This is a genomic window from Allobosea sp. BE125 (assembly GCF_031456075.1).
In the GTDB taxonomy this organism is placed as follows: Bacteria; Pseudomonadota; Alphaproteobacteria; order Rhizobiales; family Beijerinckiaceae; genus Allobosea.
On the sequence record NZ_JAVDTY010000001.1, the window covers coordinates 333201 to 346406 of the forward strand.

Consider the following 13206-nt stretch of genomic DNA (forward strand, 5'->3'; position numbering starts at 1 on the left):
GCATCGCAAGAGGCCGACCATGCCTTCGACCGCCACCAATTCGCATGAAGCCGGGGCGCTTGATGTCGCTCTCGCCGAGGCTCGCGAGGATTACGTGCGCCGCAACCCGGAAAGCCGGGCGCGTTTCATGGCGGCTGCGGAGTCGATGCCGGGCGGCAACACCCGGACCTCGCTCTTCTACGATCCCTTCCCGCTCTGCATGCTGCGCGGCGAGGGCTGCCGCCTGACCGATGCCGACGGGCACGAATATCTGGATTTCCTGGGCGAGTTCACCGCCGGCATCTTCGGCCATTCACCCGAGGTGCTGAAGCAGGCGATCCGTGCCGCGCTCGATGACGGGATCAACCTGTCCTCGCACAACGCCATCGAGGGAAAGCTGGCCCAGCGCATCTGCGCGCGCTTCCCTTCGATGGACTTGCTGCGCTTCACCAATTCCGGCACGGAAGCCAATCTGATGGCGCTCGCCGCCGCGCTCACCTTCACGGGGCGGCGCAAGATCCTGGTGTTCGCCGGGGGCTATCATGGCGGCGTCTTGACCTTTCCGCCCGGTGGCACGCCCGTCACGGTGCCCCACGACTTCGTCGTCGCCTCCTATAACGACCTTGAAAAGACGCTCGACCTCGTCGAGCCGCATCGCAGCGAATTGGCAGCCATCCTGGTCGAGCCCATGCAGGGTGCGGGCGGCTGCATTCCCGGTGCTCCCGAATTCCTTGCCGGCCTGCGCCGGCTCGCCGACGAAACGGGCGCCGTGCTGATCTTCGACGAGATCCAGACCTCGCGGCTCTCATTCGGTGGGCGCCAGCAGCTGCTCGGCATCACGCCGGACATGACGACGATCGGAAAGTTCTTCGGCGGCGGCCTCGCCTTCGGCAGCTTCGGCGGACGGCGCGAGATCATGCAGGTCTTCGACCCGCGCCGGCCGTCCTCGATCGGCCATGCCGGCACCTACAACAACAACAGCTTGACCATGGCGGCAGGGCTTGCGGCGGTGGTGCAGCTCCTGACGGCCGAGGCGCTCGACGCTTTGAATGCGCGCGGCGACCGCTTCCGCGCCGATCTGAACGCGCTGTTCGCCTCTAAGAACGTTCCGATCACCGTGTCCGGCCTCGGCTCATTGATGAACATTCACCCGCAGGGCGCACCGCAGATCGCGAACGTAAAGCGCAGCCTGCTGTTCTTCGATCTTGTGAAGGCCGGCGTCTATTTCGCGCCGCGCGGCCTGATTGCCCTGTCCTTCCCGATCGGAGGCCAGGAGATTTCGGCTTTCCTGAACGCGCTGGATGGCATTCTCGACGCTCGCAGGAGCCTTCTGATCTGAGACCGGACGGGACGGGGCGCTGTCCTGCCCAAATAGCCGACGTCAGTAACCCGTGCGCGGATGCGGCCCGGTGTCGACATCGATCACCGCCGGCGAGGAGACGTCGACCGGCTTGGTCCAACTGCCGCCCAGCGCCTTGTTGAGGGCGATGAAATCCGTGGAGACAGCGACCCGGCTCTGCAGCAGCGTGTCCTCGGCGCTGTAGAGCGAGCGCTCCGCGTCGAGCACGTCGAGGAAGCTCGACGAGCCGGACTGGTAGAGCGTGCGGGAGAGCCGGGCTGCATCGCGATAGGAGGCAGCGGCGGAGGACAGCTTGCCCGAGCGCAGGCGTTCCTGCGCCAGCGAGACCAGCGCATTCTCGACATCCTGCATCGCGGTCAGCACCGAGAGCCTGAAGGCGGAATCATACTGGTCGCGCTGGGCCTGGGCGACCTCGACGGCGGCCCTGAGCTCGCCGCCATTGAAGATCGGCACGCTCAGCGTCGGTCCGAATGACCAGCCGATCGAGGCGTTCTTGGCCAGGTCGCCGGTTTTCAGGGCCGATGTCGCGATATTGCCGGTGAGGCTGACCGACGGATAGAGCGCCGCTTCCGCCTGGCCGATCTTGGCGGTGTACTGGGCGAGCTGGCGCTCGGCCTTGCGGACATCGGGACGATTGCGCAGGACGTCGGCGGGCAGGCCGGCAGGCGGCGTGCTGCGCGCGGCCGGGATCGGGTCACCACGCGCCATCCGGCCGGCGAGCGCGGTGGGCGCTTGCCCTGTCAGGATGCCGAGCTGATGCAGGCTCTGGGCATAGGCGGCCTCCAGGCTCGGGATCGCCGCCTCGGTCGAGCTCGCTTGCGCGGCCGCCTTGGCGACGTCGACGGCCGAGGCCGAGCCGGCCTGGAACTTGGTCCGCGTCAGCCCTTCGGTCTCGCGCTGCGAGGTTGCGGTGCGCCTGGCCAGCGCGATACGGGCCTGGTAGCCGCGCGCCTCGACATAGTTCGAGGTCACGTCGCCGACCAGCGTCAGCAGGGTCGCGCGCAGGTCCTCATCGGCCGCATCAGTGCCATAGGTCGCCGCCTCGACGCCGCGATAGTTCGCGCCGAACAGGTCGAGCTCCCAGCTTGCATCGAAGCCGGCCTGGTACAGGCTTGAGGTGATGTTGCCGCCCGTGCTGGAGGTGGCCGCGCTGGTCCGTGACCGTGTGGCCGAGCCGGTGCCGTCGAGCGACGGAAACAGCGCCCCGATGGCTTGGCGCCTGGTTGCCCGCGCCTCCCGGATGCGCGCCTTCGCCGAGGCCACGTCGAGATTGCCGGCGACGGCCTCTTCGACGATGCCGTTCAGCGTCTTGTCGCCGAGACGCTTCCACCATTCATCCAGCGCCTTGGCTGCCAATGGCCGTTTCGAGGCCGGTGCGTTGCCCCATTTCGCCGGCAGGCTCAGGGAAGGGCCGGCATAATCGGGCCCGACAGCGCAGGCGCCCAACGCCAGGCAGAGCGGCAGGGCCAGGCTGAGGCGTTTCATCGTCGCGCGGCTTCCGGTCATCATTGCGGCCATCTCAGCTTGCCTTTGCCGGCTCGGCCGCCGGCTCATCCGCGCGCTTGCCCTGCGCGTCCTTGCCCTGGACAAGGCGGCGGACGGTGACGAAGAGCAACGGCACGAAGAAGACGCCGAGCGCGGTGGCGGCGATCATGCCGCCCATCACGCCGATGCCGATCGCGTTCTGGCTGCCCGAGCCCGCGCCGGTCGCGACCGCCAGCGGCGTCACGCCGAGAACGAAGGCGAGCGAGGTCATCAGGATCGGCCGCAGGCGCTGGCGCGCGGCCTCCAATGTCGCTTCGACCAGCCCCTTGCCGGCCTGCTGCTGTTCGATCGCGAATTCGACGATCAGGATCGCGTTCTTGGCTGCAAGGCCGATCGTCGTGAGCAGGCCGACCTTGAAATAGACGTCGTTGGTCTGCCCGAACCAGGTCGCGGCCAGCAGCGCTCCAAAAATGCCGATCGGCACGGAGAGCATGACTGCGAAGGGTATCGACCAGCTCTCATAGAGCGCGGCCAGGCAGAGGAAGACGACCAGCATGGCCAGCGCATAGAGCGCTGCCGCCTGGCTGCCGGAGAGCCGCTCCTGATAGGACAGTCCGGTCCATTCATGAGCGTAGCCGGCCGGCAGCTGCTTCATCAGGGCATCGATCTCGTCCATCGCCGCACCCGAGCTGATGCCGGCCGCGGCTGCGCCCTGGATCTCCACCGCCGCCGAGCCGTTATAGCGCTCGAGCCGGGGCGAGCCGTAGGTCCAGCGCCCCGAGGAGAAGGCCGAGAACGGCACCATCGTGCCGCCGGAGTTGCGGACATACCATTTATCGACATCCTGCGGCTGCATCCGGGACGCCGCACCGGACTGGACATAGACCGATTTCACCCGGCCGCGATCGATGAAGTCGTTGACATAGGCGCTGCCCCAGGCGGTCGAGAGCGTCGCATTGATGTCGGCGAGCGAGAGCGTCAGCGCGCTCGCCTTCTCCTGGTCGATCTCGACGGAGTATTGCGGCGTGTCTTCCTGGCCGTTGGGCCGGGTGCCGGACAAGATCGCGCTCTTGCCGGCGAGGCCGAGGAGCTGGTTGCGCGCCTCGATCAACTTGTCATGGCCGGCGCCGGCGATGTCCTGCAGGTAGAAGTCGAAGCCCGCCGTGTTGCCGAAGCCCTGGATCGCCGGCGGCGCCAGCGCGAAGACCATGCCGTCCTTGATGGAGCGGAAGGCGCCCATGGCGCGCATCGCCACGGCCTGCGCCGTCGCCTGCTTGCCCTTGCGCTCGGCGAAGGGCTTCAGCCTGACGAAGGCGAGGCCGACATTCTGACCCTCGCCACCGAAGCCGAAGCCGGCGACCGTCAGCACGCCCTCGACCAGGTCCTTCTCCTTGTCGAGATAATGGGTGCGGATCTGGTCGAGCACGCGCAAGGTGCGGTCCTGCGTCGCGCCGACCGGCATCTGCACGATGGTGAACAGCGTGCCCTGGTCCTCCTCCGGCAGGAAGGAGCTCGGCAGGCGCGTGAACAGCACCGCCATGCCGACGCCAATCAGCAGGAAGACGGCGAGGAACCGGAACGGCCGCGCGATCATGCCGGCGATGCCGCTGCGATAGCCGTGGGTCGCTTTGTCGAAATTGCGGTTGAACCAGCCGAAGGGGCCCTTCTGGCTGGCATGGTCCGCCGGCGGCTTCAGCATGGTGGCGCAGAGTGCCGGCGTCAGCACGAGCGCGACGAGCACGGAGAGCATCATGGCGGTGACGATGGTGACCGAGAACTGCCGGTAGATCACGCCGACGGAGCCACCGAAGAAGGCCATCGGCACGAACACGGCTGAGAGCACGGTGGCGATGCCGACCAGCGCGCCCGTGATCTCGCCCATCGATTTGATCGTCGCCTCCTTCGGCGACAATTTCTCTTCCTGCATCACGCGCTCGACATTCTCGACGACGACGATCGCGTCGTCGACGAGCAGGCCGATGGCGAGCACCATGGCGAACATGGTCAAGGTGTTGATCGAATAGCCGGCGACCGCGAGCACGCCGAAGGTGCCGAGCAGCACCACCGGTACGGCGAGCATCGGGATGATCGTCGCGCGCAGATTCTGCAGGAAGACGAACATCACCACGAAGACGAGCACGATCGCCTCGATCAGGGTCTCGACCACCTTCTCGATCGAGAGCCGGACGAAGGGCGTGGTGTCGTAGGGGTAGACGACCTCGACACCCTCGGGGAAGGTCTGCGACAGTCGCGTGATCGCCTTCTGCACCGCCTCGGCGGTCGAGATGGCGTTGGCGCCGGTCGCCAGGCTGATCGCCAGCGCCGCCGTCGGCTGGCCGTTATAGCGGGCGGCCGTGCGATAGTCCTTGGCGCCGAGCTCGACCGTCGCAACATCGTTCAGCCGCACGATCGAGCCGGAGCTGCCGCTCTTCAGGATGATGTTCTCGAATTGCGGGACGGTCTGCAGGCGGCTCATCGCCGTCACCGTCGCGTTGAGCTGCTGGCCGGGCTTCTGCGGCAAGCCGCCGAGCTGGCCGGCCGAGACTTGCGTGTTCTGCGCCGTGATCGCGTTGGAGACGTCGCTCGGCATCAGCGCGTATTTCTGCAGCTTGTCGGGGTCGAGCCAGATGCGCATCGCATAGCCCGAGCCGAAGAGCTGGCTCGAGCCGACGCCGGGGACGCGCTTGAGCGTGTCGTTCAGCGTCGAGTCGACATAGTCGGCGAGGTCGGTCGAGGACATCTTGCCGTCGCGTGAGACGAAGGCGATGACCATCAGGAAGCCGGTCGAGGATTTCGACACGGTGATGCCGGTGTTCTGGACCGTCTGCGGCAATTGCGAGGTGACGAGCTGCAGCTTGTTCTGCACCTGCATCTGCGCGACGTCGGGATCGGCCGCGTTGGTGAAGGTCAGCGTCAGCGAGGCATTGCCCGACGAGGTCGAGGTCGCGGTCATGTATTGCAGGTTGTCGACGCCGGTCATGCCCTGCTCGATGACCTTGGTCACCGAGTTCTCGACGGTCTGGGCGTCGGCACCGGCATAGCTCGCGCTGATGTTCACGGTCGTCGGCGCGATCTGCGGATATTGCGAGATCGGCAGGGACTGCAGCGCCAGCACGCCGGCGAGCATGATGACGATGGCGACGACCCAGGCGAAGATCGGCCTTTCGATGAAGAAGCGTGACATGTTCAGTTCTTCACCGTGCCGGGCGTATCCGTCTCAGCGGCCGCGCGCTGCGCCGCCGGGCGCAGTTCCCCGCTTGCCTCGTCGATCGTGACCTCGTTGGCCGTGACCGCCTGGCCGACGCGCACGAGCTGCCCGCCCTCGACGATCACCTTGTCGCCGTCACCGATGCCGGTATCGACCAGCCAGTTGTTGCCGATGGAGCGACGGGTCAGGAGCACGCGTTCCTCGACCTTGCCGTCCTTGTTGACGAACTTGGCGGTGGCTTCGCCCTTGGTGTTGCGGCCGACGGCGCGCTGCGGCACCAGGTAATTATTCTCGGCGATGCCCTCCTGCAGGATGGCACGCGCATACATGCCGGGCAGCAGCAGCCGGTCGGGATTGGGGAATTCCGCCCGCAGGGTGAAGGTGCCGGTGGTCTGGTCGACATTGGCCTCGGCGAATTCGAAGCGTCCGTCCTGATTGTAGAGCGTGCCCGTATCGAGCCTGAGCTTGACCGCAACATTGGGGCCGCTGAGCTTCAACCGCCCCTCAGTGAGCGCGCTGCGGAACTTCAGCAGGTTGGTGCTCGACTGGGTGATGTCGACATTGATCGGATCGAGCTGGCGGATGGTGGTGAGCGCGTCGGTCTGGCTCGCCGTCACCAGGGCGCCGGGCGTCAGGGAGGATTTGTCGATCCGCCCGCCGATCGGGGCAACGACCTTGGTGTAATCGAGATTGATTTTCGCCGTGGCGAGGCTCGCCTTGGCCGAGGCGACATCGGCATTGGCCTGGGCCAGGGTCGAGATCGCGTCGTCGAGGTCCTGCTTGCTGACGGCGTTCTGGCGGACCAGATCGCGGTAGCGGTCAAGCTTTGCCTGGGCGCTGGGTACGGCGGCCTCGGCTTTCTGCAAGGCTGCGGCGGAGCTGTCATAGGCCGCCTGGTAGCTCGCCGGGTCGATCTCGTAGAGCACGGTCCCAGCCGCGACCTCGCCGCCTTCCTTGAAGAGGCGCGACTTGATGATGCCGTTGACCTGCGGACGCACCTCCGCGACGAGGCTCGCGGAAACCCGTCCCGGCAGCTCGGCCGTGATCGCGACGGGTTGCGGACGCAGGCTGACGACGCTGACCGGCATCTGCGCGGACGGCGGAGCGGGGCCGGCCGCTTTCTCGTTGCAGGCCGAGAGCAGAAGCCCTGCCGCAATGGCTGCGACCGCGCTTCGCCCACGCAATACGGTCATACCGCAGTGCACAAGGCTGGACTCGCAATGTTGCATCCTCAAGCGCTGCACGGCATCACCCTATTTTGGAAACTTAGGAGTACCTTTATGGCTTGCAATCTTCCGCTGTCAATCGCATGGAGGTGAAATAAGGGGAAACATATGGCGCAGGGTCTGACGACAAAGTGCGAGGACGCCGCAATGGCGGTCAGGGGAACGCCCGCGCGCGGGCGCCCGAAAATCATGGCCGACGAGGCTGTGCGCGCGATGATCGTGGCCCATGCCAGGGATGCTTTCCTCGAGGTCGGCTATGCCGGCACGACGATGGATCTCGTCGCGGCACGTTGCCGCATCTCGAAGCGGACGCTCTATCGCCTCTTCCCCGGCAAGACCGATCTGTTCACGGCGGTCGTCATCCTGCACCGGCAGTCGATGTTCGATCTGCCGCGTCCCGACGATGAAGATCTGCCCGTGACCGAGGCCCTGGAAGCGATCTTCAAGATCGACATCGATGAGGCCGCCGATCGTGAGCGCATCGCGTTCATTCGTCTCGTGATTACGGAATCGACCCGATTTCCCGAGATCGAGCTCCTGATCCGACGTGACGGCGCCGAGGCGTCGCGTCGCCTTCTCGCGGAATGGCTGGTGCGTCAGGTGGAGCGCGGCCTCATCGCGCTCGCCGATCCCTCAAAGGCAGCGCGGATGCTGATGGACATGGTGTTCGGTGTGTTCGCGCGCCGGCCTCACCATGACGAATGGGGTTCGAGCGAAGAGCGCCGCGCCTATGTGCGGATGTGCATCGATATCTTCGTCAACGGCGTCGCTCGCGTCTGAAGCGAGCTGCGCGTGCCAGGCGCGCCGGCTTCAGACCTTCACGGCCATGCCGTCGCGCTGCGGATCGGCGCCGCCCGACCAGCTTGCTCCCTCCGCGCGGATGCCATGCGGCGCGCCGAAGGCGAAGGACTGGTAGGACCGGTTCACGGCATAGCCTTTGGCTTCCAAGGCGGTAGTGACGCGGCGCTCGATGCGGTTGGAGACGTCGATCGTGTCGCTCAGGCAGACGATGCGCGGCGCAGCGACCGCCTCGGACATGCTCATTCCGAAATCGATGACGTTGCTCAGCGCCTGAGCGATTGCCGGCACGATGAAGGTGCCGCCTGGCGCGCCGATGGCGATGACGGGCGTCTCGTCCTTGAACATGATCGTCGGCGCCATGGCGCTGCCGCGCGCCTTGCCGGGTGCGATCGAGCCGGCGCGACCGGGACGAGGGTCGAAACCACTCATCGAGCCGTTATACATGAAGCCCAGGCCGGGCGTGATGCCGCCCGATGGCTGGCCGAGGGTGTGGGTGAGCGTCACCGCATTGCCCTCTTCGTCCATCACGCAGACGACGGTGGTGTCCGGCGGATCCCTGGACAATTCCGAGCGCGCCACGCGCGCCTTCTCGCCCGACCGGATCGCGTCGGCGTGGCCGGCGGCATGGGCCTGCGAGAGCAGCCTGTCGATCGGCACATCGACGAAGTCGGGATCGCCTATATGGGCGTCGCGGTCGATCGTCATCCACTTCATCGCCTCGGCGAGGATCGCGATGTGCTCGGCGCCGTTGTGCTCGAGGGCGCCGATCTCGAACTCCTGCAGGATATGCATGAGCTCGATCAGCGAGACGCCGCCAGCGGCGGGCGGGTTGCCGGCGATGCGCAGGCCGCGATAGGCGCCCCAGACGGGCTCTTTCTCGCGCACCTTGTATTCGGCGAGATCGCGCTTCGTCAGGAGCCCGCCTTGCCTCGCCATGTCGGCGGCAATCTCCTCGGCGATCGCGCCGGTGTAGAAGATCTCAGGGCCGGCGGCGGCGATGCGCTCCAGCGTGCGGGCGAGGTCGGGATTGGCAACGCTGTCGCCGGGGCGCTTCAGCGTGCCGTCGGGGTGGAAATAGATCGCGCGCCCGGTCTCGCTGTGGCGGAGCTTGTCCTCGGTGTTGATCTGGCCGGTGCTGCGCTGGTCGATCGTCCAGTAGTAATGGACATAGGGGCGGATGGTGAAACCGTCGCGCGCCTGCCGGATCGCCGGCGCCATGACATCCCTGAGATCCATCGTGCCGAAGCGCGACAGGGCCTCGCTGTAGCCCTTGACGTTGCCCGGCGTGCCGGCCGCGAGATGGCCGAGCTCGTTGGCGTGGTCGTTGAGCAGGAAGACGAAGCCGTCGCGCGTCTGGCCGACGAAACGGTCGGCCCACATTTCGGGCGTGGCTGCGAGCGGCGCCAGCGCCAGGAATTCGAGCACGGTGTGCACGCCGCGTTTGGGCATGCAGATCTGCATCGCGCCGAAGCCGCCAATCCCGCACATCTGTGGATCGACCACGCCCTGGCTGAAGGCGCAGGCGATGGCGGCGTCGATGGCGTTGCCGCCCCGGCGCAGGATGTCAGCGCCGGCTTCGGCAGCCTCGGGCTGGGCCGCTACGATCATGCCGCGCATCGATATCTCCCCGGTCCCGTCGCGCATCGTCGCCTTGAGCGTGCGTCGTTCTGGATGAGGCAGCATCGCGCGTTGGCTGGCGATCCACCACCCGCAAATCCGCATGCGCTTTCAGCCGACAGCGCAGGTGCCGTTTCCAACGGTTGCGGTCCATAACAAGCCCTTCGCCGCTCCGATCGGTCTCCTCGGCTGGCAACCGCCACCAGCGATTGATCGGCCCAATGCTTTTGCGACCGGATGAATGAGGACAGGACCTATGACGATCGGAGTGGGTGGATCGAGCTTCGAGGCGGAGCTCGCCAAATTGAAGCCGATGACTGATGGCATCGAGCCGATCGCGGTGACCGAGTTCAAGGCCCGCATCGCCAAGGCGCAGGCTTTGCTGCGCGAGCAGGGTCTCCAGGCGCTCTATCTCGATACCTCCACGAGCCTTGCCTATTTCACCGGCATCCAGCTGACCTTGTCCGAGCGCCTGCATGGTGCGGTCATTCCGGCCGAGGGCGAGATCGTCTATCTCAGCCCGACCTTCGAGGAGCCGAAGACGCGGGAATTGATGCGCTTCGGCGAGGAGGTGCGCTGCTGGGAGGAGCATGAGGACCCGACGGAGCTGGTGATCGAGACCATCCGCAGCCTGGGCTATGAGAGTGGCCAGGTCGCGCTCGATCCGCACACGCCGTTCTATATCGTCGAGGGGCTGCGCAAGGCCGGCAACCGCTTCTCCTTCAGCCACGGCAATGTGATCACCGCGGCTTGCCGGCAATTGAAGTCGGCCGCCGAGATCGCTCTGATCCAGCGCGCCATGGACATCACCATGGAGGTGCACAGGGCAGCGGCCCGGGCGCTGCAGGTCGGCGTCACGACCGCCCAGGTCAAGCTGTTCCTCGACCAGGCGCATCGCAAGCTCGGCATGAGCTGGACCAGCGGCGCCGCGCAGTTCGGCGAGGCGACCGCCTATCCCCATGGCGTGCCCTATGAGCAGACGCTGCAGGACGGCGACATGGTGCTGATCGACATGGGCACCAAGGTCGGCGGCTATCGCTCCGACATCACCCGCACCTATGTCTTCGGCGAGGCCAACCCGCGCCAGCGCGAGATCTGGAACCTGGAGAAGCGGGCGCAGCTGGCGGCGTTCGATGCGGCTGTCCTGGGTGCACCCTGCGAGGCGGTGGATGCAGCCGCGCGCGGCGTCATCGAGGCGGCGGGCTTCGGCCCGGGCTACAAGGTGCCGGGCTTGCCGCATCGCACCGGCCATGGGCTCGGCCTCGACGTGCATGAGGAATCCTTCATGGTGAAGGGCAACAAGACGCCGCTCCAGGTCGGCATGTGCTTCTCCGACGAGCCGATGATCTGCATCTATGGCGAGTTCGGCGTGCGCTTGGAGGACATCATCTACATGGCCGAGGACGGGGCCCATTGGTTCACCAAGCCGGCCCATTCCGTGGACGATCCCTTCGGCTACGAAGCCTGAACGCGCGGAGAGCCGTGACCAGGGCCCCGTACGGGGCTCTGATCGCCTGCCGGAGGCAGGGTCTGCCGTCTCATCAGCCCGGCCGTTGCAGCCGGGCAACGGTTTGCGGCAATTCTCCGCGCTGTCCGGAGCGCCGTTTTTTGCTGGCGGGAGCCGGCTTGAGCGAGCCGAATGCCGCTATCTCCCGGAGAATATTTGGTTTTCCCGGCGCGCAGCCGGCAAGTCCATTGTTTCTGTGACGAACAGGTTAGAATCTATCTAAATATCTGTACTTGCAGGGAAATTTGAATTCACGCTACTGCGCTGCAGCACCTGGGGCAGGTTTCACGTCGAAAGCCTCGGGATGGCGGCAAGGGCCGGCGGCCGGATCACATCCAGCTGCGCCCGAGCGCCGGCGGCATGGAGGCGGGACCGGGTGGTCTGGGATATTCAAAAGCTGTTCCGGCATCACGCCAAGGATATCGCGCGCTCGCTTCGGCGGCGTGGCCTGACGGCCGAGATGGCGGCCGACCTGACGCAGGACACCTTCCTGCGTGTGCTGTCGTCGCCGCCCAGGGACGATGCGGCGCATCATAATCCCAAGGCCTATCTCTACCAGGTCTCGCGCAATCTCAGCATCAACCACATCAGGCGCGAGCGCCTGGTCGAGCGGGTGGAGCTCGACGACGAGGCGTTCGCGCAGCTTGCCGAGCCGTTGCCGTCTCCCGAAACCATCGTCCATGACCGTCAGCGTCTGAAGCTGGTGGAGGCTGCGCTGGCGGAGCTCCCCGCCCGCACGCGCACCGCCTTCGAGATGCATCGGCTGGGGGACCACACCATCAGCGAGGTCGCCCGCGAGCTCGACCTGTCGGTGACGCGGACCTGGACTTTGATCCGGGATGCCTACCGCCATATCGTCATGCGCACCGAAAATTTGTAATTGGAAATATCTCAGGGAGAGAAAAACGCGGCCGGCCGGTTGTAGTAGAGGATGGGAGACGCAAGCCGAACAGGTGGCTGTGCCCATGCCGGAAGGACTGGCCCATGCCGGAAGGACAGGAATGACCGAGGCTGCGCCGGAGCTCGATCGCTTGCTTGACGAGGCGATCGACCTCGTCATTCGCTTGCAGAACGATCCCGGCAATCCCGTCGCCATCGAGATGGTCAGGGCATGGCGGGCGAGGGGCCCGGCGCATGAGCAGACCTGGGCGCGTATCGCCAGCGCCCATGGGATGGCCGGCAAGGTCCTGACCGATCGTCGAAAGGCCGAGCAGCGCGCGGCGCTGGGGCTGACCCGCCGTAACCTCGTCATCGCTGGCGCGATCGGCCTGGGCGCGGTGGGCGTCGGCACGCTGATGATGTCGGATGCACTGCTCCAGCCACGGGCCGACCATCTCACGGCCAAGGGCGAGATCCGCCAGGTCGCGCTTCCAGACGGCAGCATGGCGACGCTCGGCCCCGACAGTGCGCTGGCGCTCGCCTATGGGCCGGGCGAGCGGCGCGTCACGCTGCTGCAGGGCATGTCGTTCTTCGAGGTTGCGCCGGACAAGGGGCGCCCGTTCCGGGTCCAGGCCGGGCATCTGACGGCGACGGCCCTTGGAACGGCCTTCGATGTCTCCAGCGATGCGGGGATCGTGACGGTTTCCGTCGATCATGGGCTCGTCGAGGCGCGGGCTCCGGATTCGGCGCTGGTCTCGGGCGAGCGACTGGGCGCCGGAGACTGGATGGCGTTCGATGCGGCCTCGCAGAGCCTCGATCGCGGAAGGCGCGAGGCGGGCCAGGTCGCGACGTGGCGCGACCGCCTGATCGTGGCCGAGCAGGAGCCGGTCTCGGCGCTGATCGCCCGGATCGGCCGCTGGCTTCCCGGACGCATCGTCGTCGCGGGATCCTTCAGTGGCTCGCAAAAGGTGAGCGGGCTCTTCGACCTGCGCGATCCCGCGAGGGCGCTCGAGGCAGTGGTGCATCCGACCGGCGGCCATGTCCGTCGGATCTCGTCGTTCCTGACGGTGATTTCGTCCTTCTGAAAAAAACCGGGCGGAAGGGAGAAAAAATCCGCCCCCCGTTTGTATCAGCTTCAAGGGCT

At 66.3% G+C, this 13206-nt stretch carries 9 protein-coding genes; 5 read left to right on the plus strand and 4 right to left on the minus strand.

Going from position 1 to position 13206, the window contains the following annotated elements; translation table 11 throughout:
- Nucleotides 1–19: 19 nt before the first annotated feature.
- Nucleotides 20–1318: an aspartate aminotransferase family protein gene (locus J2Y55_RS01590; RefSeq protein ID WP_310146956.1), complete on the plus strand. Its 1299-nt coding sequence runs from the start codon at nt 20–22 to the stop codon at nt 1316–1318.
- A gap of 42 nt (nt 1319–1360) precedes the next feature.
- On the opposite strand, the gene J2Y55_RS01595 is transcribed toward J2Y55_RS01590, so the two are convergent.
- Genes J2Y55_RS01595 through J2Y55_RS01605 form a run of 3 tightly spaced genes read right to left on the minus strand, consistent with a single transcriptional unit; the run spans nt 1361 to nt 7225 of the window.
- Nucleotides 1361–2824, minus strand: coding sequence for an efflux transporter outer membrane subunit (locus J2Y55_RS01595; RefSeq protein WP_310146959.1), 1464 nt, complete (start codon nt 2822–2824; stop codon nt 1361–1363).
- 34 nt (nt 2825–2858) lie between these two features.
- Nucleotides 2859–6008, minus strand: coding sequence for an efflux RND transporter permease subunit (locus J2Y55_RS01600; protein ID WP_310146961.1), 3150 nt, complete (start codon nt 6006–6008; stop codon nt 2859–2861).
- A 2-nt stretch (nt 6009–6010) separates the two neighbouring features.
- The gene (locus J2Y55_RS01605) at nt 6011–7225 is read right to left on the minus strand and encodes an efflux RND transporter periplasmic adaptor subunit (protein ID WP_310146963.1); all 1215 of its coding nucleotides are present in this window, start codon (nt 7223–7225) and stop codon (nt 6011–6013) included.
- Nucleotides 7226–7447: 222 nt separating this feature from the next.
- Here J2Y55_RS01605 and J2Y55_RS01610 point away from each other — a divergent pair, with 222 nt between their 5' ends.
- Nucleotides 7448–8038: a TetR/AcrR family transcriptional regulator gene (locus J2Y55_RS01610; RefSeq protein ID WP_310146965.1), complete on the plus strand. Its 591-nt coding sequence runs from the start codon at nt 7448–7450 to the stop codon at nt 8036–8038.
- Between the two features lie 30 nt (nt 8039–8068).
- Here the strand turns inward: J2Y55_RS01610 and ggt are convergent, their stop codons facing one another.
- Complete coding sequence (gene ggt, locus J2Y55_RS01615; RefSeq protein WP_310146967.1) at nt 8069–9676, minus strand: gamma-glutamyltransferase; 1608 nt, start codon at nt 9674–9676, stop codon at nt 8069–8071.
- Between the two features lie 256 nt (nt 9677–9932).
- On the opposite strand from ggt, the gene J2Y55_RS01620 reads away from it, so the two are divergent.
- The 3 genes from J2Y55_RS01620 to J2Y55_RS01630 all read left to right on the plus strand — a co-directional run bounded on the left by J2Y55_RS01620 (nt 9933) and on the right by J2Y55_RS01630 (nt 13147).
- Nucleotides 9933–11144: a M24 family metallopeptidase gene (locus J2Y55_RS01620; protein WP_310146969.1), complete on the plus strand. Its 1212-nt coding sequence runs from the start codon at nt 9933–9935 to the stop codon at nt 11142–11144.
- A 415-nt stretch (nt 11145–11559) separates the two neighbouring features.
- Nucleotides 11560–12063 carry a sigma-70 family RNA polymerase sigma factor gene (locus tag J2Y55_RS01625; protein WP_310146971.1) on the plus strand — a complete coding sequence of 168 codons (504 nt, stop codon included), beginning with the start codon at nt 11560–11562 and terminating at the stop codon, nt 12061–12063.
- A gap of 121 nt (nt 12064–12184) precedes the next feature.
- Nucleotides 12185–13147: a FecR family protein gene (locus J2Y55_RS01630; protein WP_310146973.1), complete on the plus strand. Its 963-nt coding sequence runs from the start codon at nt 12185–12187 to the stop codon at nt 13145–13147.
- Nucleotides 13148–13206 lie beyond the last annotated feature (59 nt).

Coding starts and splice junctions, on each gene's coding strand:
- ggt (WP_310146967.1), bottom strand. CDS start 9,676: ATGCGCGGCATGATCGTAGCGGCCCAGCCCGAGGCTGCCGAAGCCGGC.
- J2Y55_RS01600 (WP_310146961.1), bottom strand. CDS start 6,008: ATGTCACGCTTCTTCATCGAAAGGCCGATCTTCGCCTGGGTCGTCGCC.
- J2Y55_RS01620 (WP_310146969.1), top strand. CDS start 9,933: ATGACGATCGGAGTGGGTGGATCGAGCTTCGAGGCGGAGCTCGCCAAA.
- J2Y55_RS01590 (WP_310146956.1), top strand. CDS start 20: ATGCCTTCGACCGCCACCAATTCGCATGAAGCCGGGGCGCTTGATGTC.
- J2Y55_RS01595 (WP_310146959.1), bottom strand. CDS start 2,824: ATGAAACGCCTCAGCCTGGCCCTGCCGCTCTGCCTGGCGTTGGGCGCC.
- J2Y55_RS01610 (WP_310146965.1), top strand. CDS start 7,448: ATGGCCGACGAGGCTGTGCGCGCGATGATCGTGGCCCATGCCAGGGAT.
- J2Y55_RS01630 (WP_310146973.1), top strand. CDS start 12,185: ATGACCGAGGCTGCGCCGGAGCTCGATCGCTTGCTTGACGAGGCGATC.
- J2Y55_RS01605 (WP_310146963.1), bottom strand. CDS start 7,225: ATGACCGTATTGCGTGGGCGAAGCGCGGTCGCAGCCATTGCGGCAGGG.